This window comes from Arthrobacter sp. TE12232 (assembly GCF_054062615.1).
This window is the reverse complement of the sequence record NZ_JBSSFK010000001.1, coordinates 2,537,272-2,556,514: the sequence shown is the minus strand read 5'-3', so window position 1 is coordinate 2,556,514 and position 19,243 is coordinate 2,537,272. Positions and strand designations below refer to the sequence as shown.

The 19,243-nt window shown below is 63.3% G+C and carries 14 protein-coding genes; 6 read left to right on the top strand and 8 right to left on the bottom strand.

Going from position 1 to position 19,243, the window contains the following annotated elements; genetic code table 11:
* Window positions 1-4,588: 4,588 nt before the first annotated feature.
* The 8 genes from ACVWZ7_RS11355 to rpmH form a co-directional block, all read right to left on the bottom strand.
* Entirely contained in the window at window positions 4,589-5,860 is a 1,272-nt protein-coding gene (locus tag ACVWZ7_RS11355; RefSeq protein ID WP_456507894.1) for a ParB/RepB/Spo0J family partition protein, read from the bottom strand.
* Window positions 5,861-5,928: 68 nt separating this feature from the next.
* Window positions 5,929-6,996: a ParA family protein gene (locus ACVWZ7_RS11350; RefSeq protein WP_272914142.1), complete on the bottom strand. Its 1,068-nt coding sequence runs from the start codon at window positions 6,994-6,996 to the stop codon at window positions 5,929-5,931.
* 87 nt (window positions 6,997-7,083) lie between these two features.
* Entirely contained in the window at window positions 7,084-7,734 is a 651-nt protein-coding gene (gene rsmG / locus ACVWZ7_RS11345; RefSeq protein WP_116766328.1) for a 16S rRNA (guanine(527)-N(7))-methyltransferase RsmG, read from the bottom strand.
* Window positions 7,735-7,750: 16 nt separating this feature from the next.
* Window positions 7,751-8,341: a Jag family protein gene (locus tag ACVWZ7_RS11340; protein WP_116766329.1), complete on the bottom strand. Its 591-nt coding sequence runs from the start codon at window positions 8,339-8,341 to the stop codon at window positions 7,751-7,753.
* Entirely contained in the window at window positions 8,341-9,315 is a 975-nt protein-coding gene (gene yidC / locus ACVWZ7_RS11335) for a membrane protein insertase YidC (RefSeq protein WP_344364968.1), read from the bottom strand. The genes ACVWZ7_RS11340 and yidC overlap by 1 nt, the downstream gene beginning before the upstream one ends.
* A 15-nt stretch (window positions 9,316-9,330) precedes the next feature.
* Entirely contained in the window at window positions 9,331-9,741 is a 411-nt protein-coding gene (yidD, locus tag ACVWZ7_RS11330; RefSeq protein ID WP_425547167.1) for a membrane protein insertion efficiency factor YidD, read from the bottom strand.
* Window positions 9,705-10,145 (bottom strand): ribonuclease P protein component, encoded by a 441-nt coding sequence (gene rnpA / locus ACVWZ7_RS11325; protein ID WP_116766331.1) that lies wholly within the window; start codon window positions 10,143-10,145, stop codon window positions 9,705-9,707. The genes yidD and rnpA overlap by 37 nt, the downstream gene beginning before the upstream one ends.
* Window positions 10,146-10,186: 41 nt before the next feature.
* Window positions 10,187-10,324 carry a 50S ribosomal protein L34 gene (gene rpmH, locus ACVWZ7_RS11320; RefSeq protein ID WP_003800212.1) on the bottom strand — a complete coding sequence of 46 codons (138 nt, stop codon included), beginning with the start codon at window positions 10,322-10,324 and terminating at the stop codon, window positions 10,187-10,189.
* A 463-nt stretch (window positions 10,325-10,787) separates the two neighbouring features.
* Between rpmH and dnaA the strand changes: the two genes are divergently transcribed.
* The 6 genes from dnaA to gyrB all read left to right on the top strand — a co-directional run bounded on the left by dnaA (window position 10,788) and on the right by gyrB (window position 19,226).
* A complete protein-coding gene (dnaA, locus tag ACVWZ7_RS11315) occupies window positions 10,788-12,209 on the top strand; it encodes a chromosomal replication initiator protein DnaA (RefSeq protein ID WP_018775671.1) in 1,422 nt (473 codons plus the stop codon).
* A gap of 584 nt (window positions 12,210-12,793) precedes the next feature.
* On the top strand, window positions 12,794-13,918 hold the full coding sequence (gene dnaN / locus ACVWZ7_RS11310) for a DNA polymerase III subunit beta (protein WP_091248545.1): 1,125 nt from the start codon (window positions 12,794-12,796) through the stop codon (window positions 13,916-13,918).
* A 103-nt stretch (window positions 13,919-14,021) separates the two neighbouring features.
* Window positions 14,022-14,906 carry a phosphogluconate dehydrogenase (NAD(+)-dependent, decarboxylating) gene (gene gnd / locus ACVWZ7_RS11305; RefSeq protein WP_116766332.1) on the top strand — a complete coding sequence of 295 codons (885 nt, stop codon included), beginning with the start codon at window positions 14,022-14,024 and terminating at the stop codon, window positions 14,904-14,906.
* Between the two features lie 27 nt (window positions 14,907-14,933).
* Entirely contained in the window at window positions 14,934-16,157 is a 1,224-nt protein-coding gene (gene recF / locus ACVWZ7_RS11300) for a DNA replication/repair protein RecF (RefSeq protein ID WP_456507893.1), read from the top strand.
* Window positions 16,154-16,714 (top strand): DUF721 domain-containing protein, encoded by a 561-nt coding sequence (locus tag ACVWZ7_RS11295; protein WP_116766334.1) that lies wholly within the window; start codon window positions 16,154-16,156, stop codon window positions 16,712-16,714. Before recF ends, ACVWZ7_RS11295 begins: the two co-directional genes overlap by 4 nt.
* A gap of 454 nt (window positions 16,715-17,168) precedes the next feature.
* Complete coding sequence (gene gyrB, locus ACVWZ7_RS11290) at window positions 17,169-19,226, top strand: DNA topoisomerase (ATP-hydrolyzing) subunit B (RefSeq protein ID WP_116766335.1); 2,058 nt, start codon at window positions 17,169-17,171, stop codon at window positions 19,224-19,226.
* The last annotated feature ends 17 nt before the right edge of the window (window positions 19,227-19,243 follow it).

Genomic DNA, 19,243 nt, shown 5'->3' with positions numbered 1-19,243 from the left:
GCAACGTCGCGGCCTCGAATGTCGCGGTCTCAGACTTGCCGGCCACGCGAGGGAGGAACCAATCCCGGACAGAGGACAGCGGGGGAGCGATTCAGCTCCGAGACGGTACCTCAGCAACGCCTCCGCCTACGTCGCCCCAGCGGTGGCAGACGTACCCCCGAGCCGGCTCGCGAGACTCGTCGCGCACAATCCCCCGATTGGCTCCTCAGGAGCCGAAGGGACCGAGGACGTGAAGCCCGGTTCCCATGCCACGAAGAACGCCAGGGCAAAAAACCGATCCGCAGCAGGGCGTAAGCCACTTAGCCGCAAACTCCGATCGGGGCCCCAGTTGGCTCAGTCGCAAGGACTCGTCAACCCACCCTCGGTACTGGCCCGGGGCCGGATTCCTAAGTGGTTCTCGACGGCGCCAGCGAGTCCTCGCCTCCGGCCCGTTCCAGCGTGGAGCTCAGCCCGATGGTACTTCCTTCAGTTCAGGACAAGACTCTACGAGCAGGCACTGCGCAGTGCTTTACTCATCTCACGCCGCGTGCATCCCAGCGCCCTTCAAAGCCCCCTGGGCTCCCCGTAATCGGCACTCCACATGCTTGGCTAGCAACGATGACCGGCCTCGCGAGTCTGATGAGGAACCCGACGATGCGATAGCCCGTGCAGCGCGAGGTCCCCACGTGCCGTCCTCCGACCCACAGGGGAGGGTTCGCTCCATCCTGGATTCCGCACTACTGACTCGGCGAATTGGAGCCGGCTCGAATACATGTTGGAGATTTCCACGGCATCTCGAGGCGTCACGAATCCTCTGTCGACTTACGCCGTGAGACTCCATCAGTGTCACTTGGAGTGTGTCCGGGCGCCGTCAGTAATCCATCCAATAGCCTTCGGCGGGGTTGGTGACGGCCCGCACTGGTGCCACCAGTCAACGTCCACAGACCCTCCGCGGCTGGCTCGGACCGGCGACAAGCGGGAGCAGCGACTGCCCTCTTGTGGGATGACCGGTTCCTCCGGCCAGTGATCTGCTCTGTCTCATCGTCTGTCTCCACCAGGTTCTCCACAGAAGTTATTCACATGGTTATCCACAGGTGCTGAGAGATTATTCACACCGCATGATGCACACCACAGGGCCGTGTCGAAATGCGAACACGCAATGACGCCTGCGGCATCTCGGGCTCGATAATGGTCTTCGCGGAGCCGGACGGCTGGCTCTTGTCACAGTCAAGAAATGCCCACAAGAGATGGGCAAAATCCCTGGAAAATTAACCATTCCACTGCGAATAGATAGGTGCGGCGTGTTGCCTTAAGCAGCCCGACCATTGACGGAGATTATGTTTCACGTGAAACTCTTCTCCACGATCCTGGCCAAGCAGCGGCGCCGGACAGCCGCTGCCGCCTCACCTTCATCCACTCTGGCGGACGGGATTCCTCGCAGACTAATCCACAAAGTTATCCACAGTTATATCCACCGATGTATCCACTGTGGATTGGGAGTGTCTGCTGTCTCCGTGGGACCCCTTAGATCATCTGGGGAGTGCCCCACGTCGACAATCCATCCAGCTGGTGCCTCACGGCTGATTCGCCAGTAGCGCTATAGCTCCAGATCACAGCGTCGGTGAAATCACGATCCGCCGACGCCACTCCCCACCGGGTTGCGCCTCCGTGCGACACCGATGGCCAACCCCCCAAGAGGTGCGCCGCCTTGCATTTGGCCGCGCCATCGAAGAAGAAGCCGTGGAACCAACGTGAACGGCCACGGGCGGAATAGTTCGCCTGACGAGCTACGGATTCCTTCCCCGCTCCGTCTGTTGACGCCGTCCAATATTGTCGCTCGAAGCTCGCATGCCGGACAGGAACTCGTTCTCTGCCTCTCCGGTCTGTACCGGTCTTCGAGAGCGGCAGCCCTGCCAAGGGCTACCTTTGACCGCACACAACGGAGACAGAGCGGGTAGCGTCGGCGTGACCGCCAGGCCAGAGCCGAGGGCTGGCCAAAGGAAGAATTGGTGCAACGGGACTACTACCGCCAGCGGCGGGGGGAGTGCGATGGGCGTCAGCCTGGCGGGAAGGCGGCCAGGAGGGCGGACCGAGGGAGGAGTCAGGATGACCGGCAAGCCACTTCCATGGACCGAGGCAGCGGGAGCGATAGCGCGCGCCGTAGACCCCCGCTCGGACGGAGCCGGACGAGCACGGCCGCTGCCGGTCGGACACTTGGTGCGGGCACTGCGGAGGGCTTCCAGATCGGCACAGCCGCTGGACGCGAGGTCGGGGCATTCAAGCGGAATCACGTCCCGCTGTTGGGCCGTCGGAGTTCGCGCGGACCAGTTCATGGATCACAAATGTGGCCAGCCTTCCTAGCGCCGGGAGTCGGCATCGTTTCACGTGAAACATCCGCGCTCTTGCCAGATGGATCGACTTCGCGCCGCATTGTCCGCCGACGAACGCCTCGATCACGGGGTGAAGCTCTACCGTCCCTGTGGACGTCCCCGTGGACGTCCCTGCTCCTGCCGTGGGCCATAGACGTGACTTACGCGGCGCTGGTCCGCATCGGCATCGGCATCGGCATCGGCGAACAGTGCCAGCACCTGCACTAGGCGGCGACCATGCCGCTGGAGGGTAAGTCCGAGCCAACGCGATCGAGGGAACGCTTGCCACCCCTAACGGGGGAGAGCCGCTGCCGCCCTCTCGTACGACGCATAGGGGCTGCCTTGCGCACGGAGAAATACCAAAGACGGAGCTCGGACAAAAGGTAGCCAGGCGACCAGGCAAATGACCGGGAGAGCCGGGGAGCGCGATCGACCAGGGCAGTCACTCTACTGCTCCTACGCGGGGGATTCCGACTCAGCCGCGACGAAGACGGCCACATTGCTGGCGGTCGCCGTAAACGCAGCTAGGAGGTCCGGGCTTGTGGCCCCGCACCCACATACCCTCACCCACGCCCACAGACCCGAGCTCACGCCCACAGTGATGATGGCACACCCCCAGGCTTGGTCCGGGGCTCCCGCACCTCTCGCTTGGGCTAGTGCAGTCCATCGACGTCGTGACGGAGTACTTTCGCTGTAGCGGATTCCCATCGTGGTCGGGGAGTGCCGGCCTCTTGCCGCAAACCGGCGCCCCAGAGTGTGTCCTGTTCAAGAGTCTTCCGCCGTCTGGGCGGAGGTCCGGCTGGAGGGCAGTGAATCCAACGGCACGCGCTGGGCTATCCTGTGCGGGCAGCGGAGTGTGACCCAAAGGGTCGGCTGTGCCTTCCTCCTGGCAGCCCCATCCCCTCATGATCGGGGCGACATTCTCATCCGGCGAGTTCAGTCGGCCAGAGGCACCGAATGATGTCCAATGCTCCCTGTTTTTTGTCTTGCGAGGGGGACTTGCCTGCTCCCGGTCCTCCTTGCGAAGTCGAGGCGCCCTGCCGGCACTGGCCAGAATTCCGAGGTGCAGGCGACTCACCGGAACCCGTCGCCCTGCCGGCGCCCCATCGCCAGGGCCGAGTCGGATTCCCGAGATCCAGTTGCCGAGATCGAATTGCCGCACGGCAGGCACTACTGCCCGCGTCCGTCCTGTTTGGAGAACCCTTGTACCAGGCTTCCAGGCCTTGGTATGCACGCTCCGGCCTCGGATCGGCTGGCGCTGTTTCACGTGAAACAGGAGCCACGCGTTCCGGATGTCAAACGGTGCACGGGTACCGCGCACCGGGAGCCGGCGACGGGGCGTCATTTCTGCCCCCGGCTACTTGCGTTAGTCATGGATCTGGATCCAGGCGGTCATCACGTCACCGAGTCATTTCTGTCCAAACGGAATCCGGCCGAGGTCCCCAGGGGCCACCCGTGGCCCCCCATGAGTTCGCTGCGAACACAACCTCATGATCCGCACGCGCAGGCGAGCGGCGATCCGTCGTGGACGCAGTCAGCAACTGTAGAGCCGACCACCTGCTGTCCATCCGCGAGAGCCTCGCCGCCTGGAGGCGAACCAGTGCGTGTGATGTCACGTGCACGGACAACCACTAGTCCGGTACTCCATGTCATGACCATAAGCGGCGAATGGCGGAGACCCGGTGACCAAGGCACCTGCGTCCACCCTGGCTAGCCAAGTGAACACGGTGCTCCTCCGTCGCGCCGGTGAACCCTGATAAGGAGTCGTGTCCGGCGGTGCGAGTCCACACGAGGAGCAGGCCGGCATTGGGCTTTGGAGGGCGGCATCGGGATTTAGAGGAGAAGAGAACTGCGACCGCGGGAGCTTGCCTTGCGGTGTGGATCTGGGGGAACATCCATTGCGGGCTGCAGGATCTACCACCCAGTCGGAAGACGGAGCCACCCGCGGCCTGCTGCACTAATCTACGCATCGCGGGCAAGCAGCTTACGGCCAACACCCGGCCTTCAACCACGTTCAGGGCGGCACGGACGCACCTCACCAATTTCCCCAAGCGCCACGATGGACTACTGCCGGATGCGGCGGCGGCATCAGCCACGCAGGGTATAACTAATGCGCCGCTGGCAGTGAGACGATTCGGCCCCCACCCCTGCAGCGGCAAACGAGGGCATAAAGGCAAGGCATTAAAAGAAGGTGGGTCTGTTTCACGTGAAACAGACCCACCCCAAACGACTCGGCGACTTTAGCCGGAAGCCCCAGGAGTCAAGACGTCCATGATCCGGTTTAGGTCCTCGACGCTGGCGAACTCGATGCTGACACGACCCTTGCGGGCACCAAGCGAGATCTTGACGTTGGTATCCAGCCGGTCGGACAGCGACGACGCCAAGTAGTCGAGCCTTTCGTGGCGTGCTCCCGGACGTGGAATGTTGTTCTTGGCCGGTGTGGCGGGGCTCTGGTAGAGAGTCACTGCTTCCTCGGTCGCGCGGACCGACATGCCTTCTGAGACAATTTTCTGCGCCAGGCGTTCCATGGCCGCGGCGTCCGGGAGGGCCAGCAAGGCGCGGGCATGACCTGCCGAAATCACGTTGGCGGCCACACGCCGCTGAACCAGGGGCGGAAGCTTCAGCAGTCGGAGGGTGTTGGACACCTGAGGGCGCGAACGTCCGATCCTGTCCGCGAGCTGCTCATGGGTGGTTCCGAAGTCTTCAAGGAGTTGCTGGTAGGCCGCGGCCTCTTCGAGCGGATTCAGCTGACTGCGGTGCAGGTTCTCCAGCAGGGCATCGCGCAGGAGGTCGTCATCGGTCGTATCACGGACAATCGCCGGGATAGTTTCCAGGCCTGCGGCCTGCACTGCACGCCAGCGCCTTTCACCCATGACGAGTTCATAGGGTTCGCCACCTTCTTCGGTTGAAGTGCGGACCACAATTGGCTGGAGGACGCCGATTTCGCGCACGGAGTGCACCAGCTCCGCCATGTCGTCCTCGTCGAAGACAGACCGGGGCTGTTTGCGGTTGGGATGAATGTCCGTGACCGGGATTTCGGCAAACCTGACACCGGGTACGGCCACGAGTTCGACGCCGCCGTCGTCATCGTGCTCGGGAGTGGAATCAAAGGCCAACTGCTCCCCGGCGGCCGCCTCTTTGGCAGCGGTAGTTGAAACCTTCGGCGCGGGCGTCTTCCGGGCGGGTGCCCTCTTGGTCCCCGCCGCACCGGCCGTGACGCCAGCCCCCGCAGCAGCATCGACACCACCGGATGAAACCGAATCAGGAACAGAAGCCGGGACGTCGGCGGAGTCGTCCGACGTTGCGGCCGCAGCCGGTGACGCCTTGGTTTTCGGGGCGGGGACGTCCAGGAGAGTTTCCGTCGCGGACTCGGAAGTCTTCTTCCGGGCTTCGGGAAAGAAGAGGTCCACGGGCCGGGATGGAGCAGCGCCGTTTCCGGAGGCGTTAGCCGCGGCGGAACTTGGAATGAGTGCGCCAAGTCCACGGCCGAGGCCGCGTCGCTTATCGCTCATGGATAAATCCCTCCAGTGGAAGAGCCGGGACTCACCTGGCTCTGGCTAGTGCAATTTTTGAAAAGATTCTAACGTTCAGCGATTTCCGCTGCGGCTTCCAGGTAGGACAAGGCGCCGCTGGAAGAAGGATCATATGTCATGACAGTCTGCTGGTAACTCGGAGCCTCGGAAATACGGACGGACCTCGGCACCACAGCCCCCAGCACCTGTTGCGGGAAGTGCTCACGTACCTCCGCCGCAACCTGCGCCGCGAGGTTGGTGCGGCCGTCGTACATGGTCAGGAGAATCGTGGAGACAACCAGATCGGCGTTCAGGTGCTTCTGGATCATCTCGATGTTCTTCAGGAGCTGGCTCAGTCCCTCAAGGGCGTAGTACTCGCACTGGATCGGGATCAGGACTTCACCGGCCGCGCAGAAGGCATTCACCGTCAGGAGCCCCAAGCTCGGCGGGCAGTCGATGAAGATGTAGTCCAGCCGCTCCTCGCCGTTCTTGGCGCGCTCCTTGGAGTACACATCGATTGCACGGCGCAGCCGCTGCTCGCGGGCCACCAGGCTCACGAGTTCGATTTCCGCGCCGGCAAGGTGGATGGTGGCGGGAGCACAGATGAGGTTGTCAATGTCGGGGCACGGGGCCACAACGTCCTTCAGGGGGACGTCGTTGATCAGGACATCGTAGATGCTGTCGACGTCGGCGTGGTGCTCAATGCCCAGGGCCGTCGAAGCGTTGCCCTGCGGATCGATATCGATCACAAGCACGTTCAGGCCGGCGGCCGCCAGGGCAGCCGCGATGTTGACGGTGGTCGTCGTCTTGCCGACGCCGCCCTTCTGGTTGGACACGGTGAAGATGCGGGTCTTTTCCGGCTTGGGCAGTTGCCGTCCCAACAGCCGTTCGCGGCGCTTGTTCTCGTGCGCGAGCTCGCGGGCGATGGGGCTGGAATCATCGATGGAGTCCAGCACGTTGCCCGTGTGAGGAAGGGATGTTTCACGTGAAACACCGGCCATTCCCGTTGCCCTAGCAACCGAACCCGTGTGAGTTCCGGAGTAGTCATGAGCGACTGCGGGAGCCGTAAACGCACGTGCGGACCCCAGGGACATAAACGGCGGGATCCGCTGTGTGGAGGCTTCGCTACTGCTCACTATGACACGCTCACTCTCATTCGGCTCTTACTGCCGGTTACTAGCCTAACCTCTTCCCCTCAGACTCCCCGGGCACCGGGGCCGATGCTAGGCAATCTTTTGAGGCTTGTTTACTACGATTCGGACCACAGTGGTGGGTTCTTCGAGCAGGTCTTCTCCCACCACCACCACAGACGTCTCAATGCCACCCAGCTTGCGGATAACCTTGGCTGCCTTTTCAATTTCCTCGCCGGCGCTGCGGCCCTTGATGGCCACGACTTCGCCCTTGCCGGCCAGGAGCGGAATGGTCAGTCCCGCGAGATTGGAGAGCGCGGATACCGCGCGGGCCGTAACGACGTCGGCGTTCACGAGCCCGACGGCGAGCTCGGCGCGCGTGCGCATGATCGTGACGTTCTCGAGCCCGAGATCATCCACCACTTCCTGGAGCCAGATGACCCGGCGCTCCAGCGGCTCGATCAGGGTCAGTTCCAGGTCCGGCCGGGCAATGGCCAGGCACAGGCCGGGCAGGCCGGCGCCGCTGCCGACGTCGGCAACATGGCTTCCGTGAGCAATCTGGCTTTCGATGACGGCACAGTTGAGGACGTGCCGGCTCCACAGCCGCGGCACTTCCCGGGGGCCAATGAGGCCCCGTTCGGTCCCGGAGGTCGCCAGGTGCTCGACGTAGCGCTTAGCCAGGTCCAGGCGGTCGCCGAAGATCGACTGTGCTGCCTTGAGTTCGGGTGCGGTAATTTCAACCATCAAGCTAGTCAACGGTTCAGTCTGCAGAGACAACGATGTGCCGGTCGGCGCCTTCGCCTTCGGACTCGCTCACGAGCCCCAAATCGGCGACGGCGTCGTGCACGATCTTGCGCTCGTAGGCGCTCATCGGAGCCAGTGCAACGGCCTCGCCGGATTCCTTGACCGTGGCAACGGCGTCTTCAGCGATCTTCTGCAGGTCTCCGGCACGCTCGGCACGGTACCCGTTGATGTCCAGCACCAGGCGGGACCGGTTCTCCGTGGCGGACAGGACGGCCAGCCGGGTCAGTTCCTGGAGCGCCTCAAGGACTTCGCCGTCGCGGCCGACGAGGCTTTCCAGCCCCGCGGATTCTTCCTCGGCAACGATTGAGATGTAGGTGCGGCCGTTACGGACCTCGATGTCGATGTCGCCATCGATGTCGGCGATGTCCAGCAGTTCTTCGAGGTAATCAGCGGCCACGTCCCCCTCTTCTTCGAGGCGGCTTGCGGAAACACCCTTGACGGGGCTGGTTCCCGTGTCCTGTGACGCATCGTGGGATGCCTCCTGGGCATCGTCCCGCTCGTCGTCAAACTCGGCGGAAATAGCGTGTTCGGTGCTCTCGGCGGACATTACTTCCTCTTCCTGTTTTTACGTTGCGGCTGGACGCGCTGGGCCTTAGCCTCCACTGCGGCAGCGGCGGAAGCCTCGGCTGCCTCGGCGTCGGCCTTCTTGCCACCCAGAAGGGGCATGGCGGGCAGGCCCTTGGCTGCCCGGCGCTCGGCCAGAGCCTTGGCGGCCGGTGATCCGGGCGTAGGCATCCGGCGGATCACGAAGAACTGCTGTCCCATGGTCCAGAGGTTGGTGGTGGTCCAGTAGATGAGGACACCGATGGGGAAGTTGATGCCACCCACACCGAAGACGACCGGCAGGATGTAGAGCATCATCTTCTGCTGGCGCATGAACGGGCTGGCCAGGGCCTCTTCGGACATGTTCTTGGCCATGATCTGTTTCTGCGTGATGAACTGCGAGGCCGTCATGGCCAGGATCATCACGATGGAGAGGATCCACACGGCCGTCTGGTTGCCGCCGCCGCCATGGAGCAGGGACGCGGACAGCGGTGCGCCGAAAATGGTGGACTCATCGAACTGCTTGACCTGCTCGGCGCTCATGGCGCCGATGCCCTGGCCGCTGACTTTGGCGCTGCTGATGCCCGAGAGCACCTGGAAGAGCGCGAAGAAGAACGGCATCTGGATCAGCATGGGCAGGCAGGCCGAGAACGGGTTGGTGCCGTGCTTCTTGTACAGCGCCATCTGTTCCTGCGCCATGGCCTGGCGGGAGAGCTGGTCGGTCTTGCCCTTGTACTTGTCCTGCATCTTCTTCAGGTCCGGCTGCAGCAGCTGCATGCCGCGCTGGGCCTTGATCTGCTTGACGAAGACGGGAATCAGGGCCGCACGAATGACCAGCACGAGCCCGATGATGGACAGGGTCCACGTCCAGCCGTTGGCCGGCGACATGCCGATGGCGCTGAGGCCGTCATGGAAGCCCACCATGATGGCTGAGACCAGCCATTTAAATGGGGCCAGGATTGTTCCAAAGATGTCCATACGATTCCCTATTCGTCAGGCCGCAGGGCGGCCTTCTCCATCAGGCTGAGCAGCCAAGTACTTGTCCGGGTTGTTCAGCACAACAATTGTGGGGGTGTGGTCGGCCGGCCACTCCCGGTGCCCGGCGGGGACATGGTCCACACCGCCGGCATTCCATGGGTGGCAGCGCAACAGGCGCCGGGCAGCCAGCCAGCTTCCCTTCACGGCACCGTGTACCGTGATTGCCTCAAGGGCATAGGCCGAACAGCTGGGAAAAAAGCGGCACACCTGGCCGTACAGCGGCGAGACCACCTTGCGGTAGGCCATCAGCAGCAGGATGAGAATGTTGCGGGGCAGGTTCCAGACCACCTTGCCCAACCAGCGCAGTGCAGATCCGAGAGTCACAACGCTCAGACGGGGGACGACGGCGGCAGTTGAGTTACGCACGCGGGGGTCCCTTCCTGTGTTGTCTCGTAAGAACCTGATGAAGCAGCCTTGGGAAGGCGGTTGCCCAGCCGCTTCATGGTTGTTTCCAAAGCGGCGTCATAGTCTGCGAGCAGCTGGTCCCAGCTGGCCCCCGCCGCGGCGGGCAACGCCCGGACCACGATGGCAAACCCGCTGCCGTATTTCTGCAACGACAAGGCGCCGGCTTCTCTCAGTCTCCTCTTAACGAGGTTTCTGACAACAGCGTTCCCGACACTCTTGGAAACGATGAATCCGATCCGGCTTGGTTCATCGGCAGCGAGAGCTGCCGTATATAACACTACGTTCCGGCGTCCATTGCGGACACCGGAACGTACAGTTGTTGAAAAATCGGTTGATGTCCGCAGACGGTTCCTGGTGGCTAGCACCGTTAAACTCGCACAGGGATGTGGACCGACGAGTCAGTTATTTAGGCCGACAGTTCGGTGCGGCCCTTGCCACGACGGGCTGCCAGGATGGCACGGCCGGCACGGGTACGCATACGAAGGCGGAAGCCGTGCTTCTTGGCTCGACGGCGGTTATTCGGCTGAAAAGTCCGCTTGCTCACGTTAGTTACTCCAGTGGATCAAAGGTGCGCCCACCCGATCAAGGGGAAGAACTGGCCGACGCTAAGTTTTGTATGTGCCGCTTCCCTCGTAACTCGCACGGCGCAGGGCGTCGAGAAAGAATCAAATGAGGCGAAAAGCGTACACATGGGACTTCACAACGTTAGGGCTTGCCAGCCTCCGGAGTCAAACCGAGGGTCGGCTCGCTGCGTTTCCCCAGCTGTGGCTAACTGCCGTCGCAGCCTGTGGATGAAGTGCGTCACGCGCCCCGTTTGAGAACCACAACGGTGTAATTATCCACAGGACAGAACCCAGCTATCTTCTAGCGTTTTCATCCCCTACAGTGTCTCAGTAACCCCTTATCCACGGACTGTGCATAACCCTGTGGATTGAGCCGGGCCGGCGCACAGCTCCGGACCGCGTGGATGCACGTAATGCAGGCCAGCAAGTTTGAGGAACTGATTGATGACAGTAGACGAAGCCAACCAAGCCAACACTGTCGGAAGTTCCTGGCGGCGGGTTGTCAGCCTTCTGGAGAACGACCACCGTGTCTCTCCCCGGCAGCGCGGCTTCGTCATCCTGGCCCAGGCGCAGGGCCTGATCGGTTCCACCCTTCTGGTGGCTGTCCCCAACGAGCTCACCCGCGAAGTCCTGCAGACCCAGGTCAAGGAAGCCCTGGATGACGCCCTCCGGAGCGTCTTCTCCGACGAAATCCGCTGCGCGATCGACGTCGACACGGATCTGGTGCCGCTGCACACGGAACCCGAACCCGCCGTCGAGCTTTCCCTCGCCGCCGATCCGACTGTGGAGTTGAAGCCGCAGCCGATGCTGCCGAGCACCTCACACGAATTCGGCCGGCTCAACCCGAAGTATGTCTTTGACACCTTCGTCATCGGATCCTCCAACCGGTTCGCCCATGCGGCTGCCGTGGCTGTGGCGGAGGCGCCGGCGAAGGCCTACAACCCGCTGTTCATCTACGGCGACTCGGGACTGGGCAAGACCCACCTGCTCCATGCGATCGGCCACTACGCACGCCGGCTCTACAGCGGAATCCGGGTCCGGTACGTCAACTCCGAGGAATTCACCAACGACTTCATCAACTCCATCCGTGACGATGAAGGCACCAGCTTCAAGACCACGTACCGCAACGTGGATGTGCTGCTGATCGACGACATCCAGTTCCTCGCCGGCAAGGATCGGACGCTGGAGGAGTTCTTCCACACGTTCAACGCCCTGCACAACAACAACAAGCAGGTGGTCATCACCTCCGACCAGCCGCCAAAGCTGCTCGCCGGATTCGAAGACCGCATGAAGTCACGCTTCGAGTGGGGCCTGCTGACCGATATCCAGCCCCCGGAACTCGAAACCCGCATCGCGATCCTTCGGAAGAAGGCCCTCAGCGAAGGCCTCTCCGCCCCGGATGACGCCCTCGAATACATCGCGTCGAAGATTTCCAGCAACATCCGCGAACTTGAAGGCGCCCTCATCCGCGTGACGGCCTTCGCCAGCCTGAACCGGCAGCCGGTGGATGTGGCCCTGGCCGAGATGGTGCTCAAGGACCTCATCACCGACGACGGTGCGCAGGAAATCACTTCGGCCCAGATCCTCACCCAGACAGCCGACTACTTCAAGCTCAGCATGGAAGAGCTTTGCAGCAAGTCGCGCACCCGCACGCTGGTGACCGCACGGCAGATCGCAATGTACCTGTGCCGGGAGCTCACGGACATGTCCCTGCCCAAGATCGGCCAGGAGCTCGGCGGCCGCGACCACACCACCGTGATCCACGCCGACCGAAAGATCCGCGAACTGATGGCCGAGCGCCGGGTCATCTACAACCAGGTGACCGAGCTGACCAACCGGATCAAGCAGCAGCAGCGCAATTCCTGAGCCGACGGCCGGCGCACTCTTACCTTATTAACAGGGCCCTGTGGACAACCCTGTGGATACTTAAGGGGACAACCGCGGTTAATGGGCTTAAAACCCTTAAGGCGCCTGTGGATCGGCGATCCGGCCAAAAATCTTGTCCCCATCCACACCCTGTTTAAAACCTGCTCCACCCACAGCCCATGAACAGGGCTTAACCGCGGATTCGCACGGCAGGATCGAGTTATCCACAGTTTCCACAGCAGTTATTAACACTACTAATCCCAAGAAAATGAAATTCCCTCAAACAACAATCTCCTTCCGCCTCCCCGCAGCGCCCAGGCCCGTTCCGGACCGGCGCCGGACACCGGCCCCGCGAACCACACTCGTGTAAGCCGGGGATGGGAGAAACGCTCACCTTGGGGCTAAGCTGTCTGCAGTGCGTCCGTCCCGGACATCTTTTGTGGTTCCCACCGGGCCATGGAGCCGGGGAGGGCGGACGCTTCCCTTGTTGACGGAGTTCGGCAGTCCTGCCGGGGTCCGCGGCAGCTTGAGATGTTTTAGCGATTTTCAGCACTGACAGCAGCAATGAAAGGCGGCACCCTTCCGTGAAGTTCAGAGTCGAACGGGACGTCCTGGCAGAAGCCGTGACATGGACCGCCCGGTCGTTGTCTCCGCGGCCGCCCGTTCCCGTACTTTCAGGCCTGCTCCTGAAGGCTGAAGCCGGTACCGTCAGCCTCTCGAGCTTCGATTACGAGACCTCTGCCAGGCTCGAAATCCCTGCTGACATCAGCACCGAAGGCACCATCCTGGTATCCGGACGCCTGCTCGCGGACATCTGCCGCAGCCTGCCCTCCGCCCCCGTCGAAGTCGAAACCGACGGCAACAAGGTGACACTGACGTGCCGCCGAAGCAGCTTCCACTTGGCCACGATGCCCGAGGCCGAATACCCGCCCCTTCCGGCCCTGCCCACCATCAGCGGCACCGTTCCGGGCGATTCGTTTGCCCAGGCGGTATCCCAGGTGATCATCGCGGCAAGCAAAGACGACACCCTGCCGATCCTGACCGGTGTGCGGATGGAGATCGAGGACGATCTCATCACCCTCCTGGCCACCGACCGCTACCGCCTGGCCATGCGGGAAGTCCCGTGGAAGCCCGTGACTCCCGGCATCTCCACGAGCGCCCTGGTCAAGGCCAAGACACTGAACGAAGTGGCAAAAACGCTGGGCAGCAGCGGCGACATCAACATCGCCCTTGCCGACGACGACAGCCGGCTGATCGGTTTCGAGAGCGGCGGCAGGACCACCACCTCGCTCCTGGTGGATGGTGACTACCCCAAGATCCGTTCGCTCTTCCCGGAATCCACGCCCATCCACGCCACCGTGCAGACCCAGGAACTGGTCGAGGCCGTGCGCCGCGTCTCGCTGGTCGCCGAACGGAACACCCCTGTCCGCCTCGCCTTCACCCAGGGCCAGCTGCATCTGGATGCCGGCACCGGCGAAGACGCGCAGGCCTCGGAGGAACTCGAAGCCCAGCTGACCGGTGAGGACATCACGGTGGCCTTCAACCCGCACTACCTGATCGAAGGCCTGAGCGTCATCGAAACCAAATTCGTGCGCTTCTCCTTCACCACCGCGCCCAAACCGGCCATGATCACGGCCCAGCAGGACGCCGAGGGTGAAGACCAGGGCGATTACCGCTACCTCGTCATGCCCGTCAGGCTCCCCAACTAACTAACAGATCTGGCCGTTTTGACCCCTCAAAACGGCCACAACTGCCAGTCAGCTCGGTGACGTCACCAACGAAGCACCCCCAGCGCAGAAAAGAGTTCATCCCGTGCACATCGGACTAATCGGCCTTGGAAAAATGGGCTTCAACATGCGCGAACGCCTGCGCAACGGCGGCATCGAGGTCACCGGTCTTGACCGGAACCCGGACATTACCGACGTCGCCACCGTGGACGAGCTCATCGCCGCCGTTCCGGCTCCGCGCCTCATCTGGGTCATGGTCCCCTCGGGCGACATCACCGACGCCGTGATCACCGAACTGGGCAACAAGCTCGACGCCGGCGACCTCGTCATTGACGGCGGCAACTCGCGGTTCACTGAAGACCAGAAACACGGTGCCGCGCTGGCCGAAAAGGGCATCAGCTTTGCGGATTGTGGCGTCTCGGGCGGAGTATGGGGCCTCCAGAACGGCTACGGCCTCATGGCGGGCGGCGATGCTGCGGACATCGAGCGCGCCCTCCCCGTCTTCGATGCCCTCCGTCCTGCCGGCGAACGCGCCGACAGCTTCGTCCACGTGGGCGGCATCGGCGCCGGCCACTACGCCAAGATGGTCCACAACGGGATCGAATACGGCCTGATGCAGGCCTACGCGGAAGGGTACGAACTCCTGGCCGCGAAGGACATCGTCGCCGATCTTCCCGGGACCTTCCGGGCCTGGCAGAAGGGCACGGTTGTCCGCTCCTGGCTCCTGGACCTCATGGTCAAGGCCCTCGACGAGGACCCAGGACTGGAATCGATCTCCGACTACGTCGAGGATTCGGGCGAAGGCCGCTGGACTGTCGAGGAAGCGATCGCCAACGCCGTGCCTGCACCGGCCATCACGGCTGCGCTGTTCGCCAGGTTCTCCTCCCGCGAGGACAACTCGCCGGCCATGAAAATGGTGTCCGCGCTGCGCCACCAGTTCGGCGGCCACGCGACCCGGCCGGCCAAGTAATCCTGCCCGTGAGGTCCTGAATCCCGCGTGTACCTAGAAAAGCTCTCGCTCACAGATTTTCGCAGCTACGCCCAGGTTGATCTCAGCCTGGAGCCCGGAGTCACCGTCCTGGTGGGATCCAACGGCATCGGCAAGACCAACCTGATGGAAGCCATCGGGTATCTGGCCACGCTCAACTCGCACCGGGTCAGCACGGATGCGCCGCTGCTGCGGTTCGGCACCGAGCGGGCGATGATCAGGGCCAAGCTGGTCCGCGGCGAGCAGGCCACCTTCCTGGAACTGGAAATCAACGCCTCCCGGGCCAACCGCGGACGGATCAACCGCAGCAATCCGGTCCGCGCCCGGGATCTTCTCGGCATCTGCCAGACGGTGCTCTTCGCGCCGGAAGACCTGGCGCTGGTCAAGGGCGATCCGTCGAACCGCCGCCGGTTTCTGGACGAACTCCTGGTCAGCCTCATGCCGCGGCACGCCGCCACCAGAAGTGACTACGACCGGGTCCTGAAGCAGCGCAACGCCCTGCTCAAATCTGCACGGGCCGGAAAATTCACGGCCGGGCATGAGGCAACACTGGATGTCTGGGACCAGCACATGGCGCGGGCCGGGGCCGAACTCCTGCATGCCCGCCTTGAGCTTGTCGACCGCCTGCAGCCGCACCTGAATAACGCCTACGCGCAGCTCACCGACGGCTCAAAGGAAGCGTCCGCGGTGTACCGGTCCACGCTCCAGGACATCCTGGACGACGACGGCGCCGCATCGCGGCCCGCGGGAGACTCCGGAAACGGTGTCGAGGCCGGGGCCGCCGCGCCCGCGGAAGACCTGCGCCTGCTCGACGTCGGGCAGCTCACCGACCGCTACATCCAGGCCTTTGCCGCGTCCCGCCGCAGGGAACTGGAACGAGGTATCTCTTTGGTGGGACCGCACCGCGATGAGCTGGAGCTCGTGCTGGGATCGGCCCCGGCCAAGGGCTACGCCTCGCATGGTGAAACCTGGTCCATGTGCCTGTCGCTGCGCCTGGCCTCGTACTACGTCATGCTTGACGACGCCCGCACCGGCGGATCGCCTCCGATCCTGATCCTGGACGACGTTTTTGCCGAGCTTGACGTCCAGCGGCGGCGTAAACTGGCCGCAATAGTATCCGGCGCCGAGCAAGTGCTGGTCACTGCCGCCGTCGAGGACGATATCCCGGCGGAACTGACCGGACGGCGGGTGAAGGTCATCCCGGGAGGAATCGATGAGCAGGACAATCGATGAATAAGGATACCGACGGCGGCCTGCAGCCGGGCCGCGACCCCGACGACATCGATGCGGCCCAGGCAGCCCTGAACAGGATGCGCGACGCCGCCGCAGCCCGCGGCGAGATCCGGCGTGCGGTCCCGCGCTCCGGCACCGGAACCCAAAAACCTGCCCGCAGCGCGCGCGGAACCCGCGGGTTCACCCAATTCCACGGCACCGGCCGGGATCCGCTGGGCCTGGGCAAGGTCGTGGGACGCCTTGTGGCCGAACGCGGCTGGACCTCGCCGGTGGCCGTCGGATCCGTCATGGCACAGTGGGCCGTCCTGGTGGGGCCGGAAATCTCCGCCCACTGCACTCCCGAGAGTTTCACGGACACCACCTTGCATGTGCGGACCGATTCAACGGCGTGGGCAACCCAGCTGCGGCTGCTGAGCAGCAGCCTGCTGGAAAAATTCCGCACCGAGCTCGGCGACGGCGTCGTGACCAGCATTCAAGTGCTTGGACCGGCCGCACCAAGCTGGCGCAAGGGCCTCCGGACCGTCAACGGCCGAGGACCCCGTGACACGTACGGATAGCCCCGGAAGGCACGGCGCGCGCCGGATCTGAAGCACTTCTTGCAAAAACCCTTGAAAAATCCCCGAACGGCGTGTAGGGCGCTCGAACGCCCCCGAGTCGTATAGGCACCCTAGGGCTGGACCCCGAAAGCCTTGCAGGGGGAGCCAGCGGCCTCTCAGCGGCACTTTCCCGCCCGTTTGGCGCCCTGGAATGCGGGTTTGCGCCCTATAACACGATAGAATCGTTGAAGATAACTGGGCGCCGGTGAAACGTTGACTGAGTCCGTTTCCGACGCAATTTCAGCGTGCGGCGGACGGATTCCCAAGTCGGCGTAACCCCGGAGCCGTCAGTGACGTGCCTGTTGGCAGGAGCCCTTTCCACGCTAGAGGCAAGGGCCGGCCTTCAACGAACATAGAGGAGTCGAAAGCGCCTGTGGCTAACGACAATGCAGACATCCGGTCAGCGGAAGATGTAGTGGAAGACGTAGTGAAAGAGGCGGCGGTAGCGGGGTCGTCCGGGACCGCGACTTCGCACGAATACGGCGCCAGCGACATCACGGTGCTTGAAGGCCTGGAGGCAGTCCGGAAGCGTCCGGGCATGTACATCGGTTCCACCGGTCCCCGCGGCCTGCACCACCTGGTCTACGAAGTCGTCGACAACTCAGTTGATGAGGCATTGGCCGGCTACTGCACCCACATCGAAATCGTGCTGCAGGCCGACGGCGGCGTCAAAGTGGTGGACAACGGCCGTGGCATCCCGGTCGATATGCACCCGACCGAACACAAGCCCACTGTGGAAGTCGTCATGACCATCCTGCACGCCGGCGGCAAGTTCGGCGGGGGCGGCTACGCGGTCTCCGGCGGCCTGCATGGCGTCGGCATCTCGGTGGTCAACGCGCTCTCCAGCAGGGTCAACACCGAAGTCCGACGCCAGGGGCACGTCTGGCGGATGTCCTTCGCCGACGGCGGCAAGCCGCAGGGCGGCCTGGTTCAGGGCGAGGAAACCTCCGAGACCGGAACCACCCAGACGTTCTACCCGGACGCCGGCATCTTCGAGACCACGGAATTCGACTTCGAGACGCTCCGCGCACGTTTCCAGCAGATGGCGTTCCTGAACAAGGGGCTACGGATCACCCTGACTGACGAACGCCGCGCCCCGGAGGAGCCGTCCGATGACGCGGACCTCGATCTGGACGCCGTTGCCGTCGAGGGCGAAGTCCCCGCGGAGTTCCACACCGTCGTCTACCAGTACGACGACGGCCTGCTGGACTACGTCAAGCACCTGAACTCCGGTAAGAAGGTCGATGTGGTCCATGAGGACGTCATCGCCTTCGAGACCGAGGACACGGAACGGCACATCGCCCTGGAAATGGCGATGCAGTGGACCAACGCGTACTCCGAGAGCGTCCACACCTACGCCAACACCATCAACACGCATGAGGGCGGCACCCACGAAGAAGGCTTCCGTGCCGCGATGACGTCGCTCATCAACCGCTACGCGCGCGAGAAGAACATCATCAAGGAAAAGGATGACAACCTCACCGGTGACGACATCCGCGAAGGCCTGACGGCCGTCATTTCCGTGAAGCTCTCCGAGCCGCAGTTCGAAGGCCAGACCAAGACCAAGCTCGGCAACTCCGAGGTCAAGGGCTTTGTCCAGCGGGTTGTCACCGACGGGCTGGGCGACTGGCTCGAGCGCAACCCCGGCCCCGCCCGGGACGTCATCCGCAAAGCGATCTCGGCCGCCCAGGCGCGCATGGCGGCCCGGAAGGCCCGCGACAACGCCCGCCGCAAGAGCCCGCTGGAATCCTTCGGCATGCCCGGCAAGCTCTCCGACTGCTCCTCCAAGAACCCGGAGAAGTGCGAGGTCTACATCGTGGAGGGTGACTCGGCCGGTGGTTCGGCCAAACGCGGCCGCAACCCGGAGACCCAAGCCATCCTGCCGCTCCGCGGCAAGATCCTGAACGTGGAACGGGCCCGCCTGGACAAGGCACTCGGCAATGCCGAGGTCCAGTCCATGATCACGGCCTTCGGCACCGGCATTGGCGAGGACTTCGACCTTGCCAAGCTGCGGTACCACAAGATCGTGCTCATGGCCGATGCCGACGTCGACGGCCAGCACATCACGACGCTGCTGATGACCCTGCTGTTCCGCTACATGCGCCCGCTGATCGAAAACGGCTTCGTCTACCTCGCCCAGCCGCCGCTGTACCGGATCAAGTGGTCCAACGCACCGCACGATTACGTCTACAGCGACCGTGAACGGGACGCGAAACTGCTCTCCGGGCAGGCCGCCGGCCGCCGGATCCCCAAGGACAACGGCATCCAGCGCTACAAGGGCCTCGGCGAAATGGACTACACGGAGCTGTGGGACACCACCATGGACCCGGACCACCGGACCCTCTTGCAGGTGACGATGGACGACGCCCTGGCAGCGGACCAGATCTTCTCCGTCCTGATGGGCGAGGACGTGGAATCGCGCCGGAACTTCATTCAGCAGAACGCCAAGGACGTTCGGTTCCTGGATATCTAGCGGCGAAAACCCCCTAA

Coding starts and splice junctions, on each gene's coding strand:
- rsmG (WP_116766328.1), bottom strand. CDS start 7,734: ATGGTTGAAATTACCGCACCCGAACTCAAGGCAGCACAGTCGATCTTC.
- ACVWZ7_RS11295 (WP_116766334.1), top strand. CDS start 16,154: ATGAATAAGGATACCGACGGCGGCCTGCAGCCGGGCCGCGACCCCGAC.
- dnaA (WP_018775671.1), top strand. CDS start 10,788: ATGACAGTAGACGAAGCCAACCAAGCCAACACTGTCGGAAGTTCCTGG.
- yidC (WP_344364968.1), bottom strand. CDS start 9,315: ATGGACATCTTTGGAACAATCCTGGCCCCATTTAAATGGCTGGTCTCA.
- ACVWZ7_RS11355 (WP_456507894.1), bottom strand. CDS start 5,860: ATGAGCGATAAGCGACGCGGCCTCGGCCGTGGACTTGGCGCACTCATT.
- ACVWZ7_RS11340 (WP_116766329.1), bottom strand. CDS start 8,341: ATGTCCGCCGAGAGCACCGAACACGCTATTTCCGCCGAGTTTGACGAC.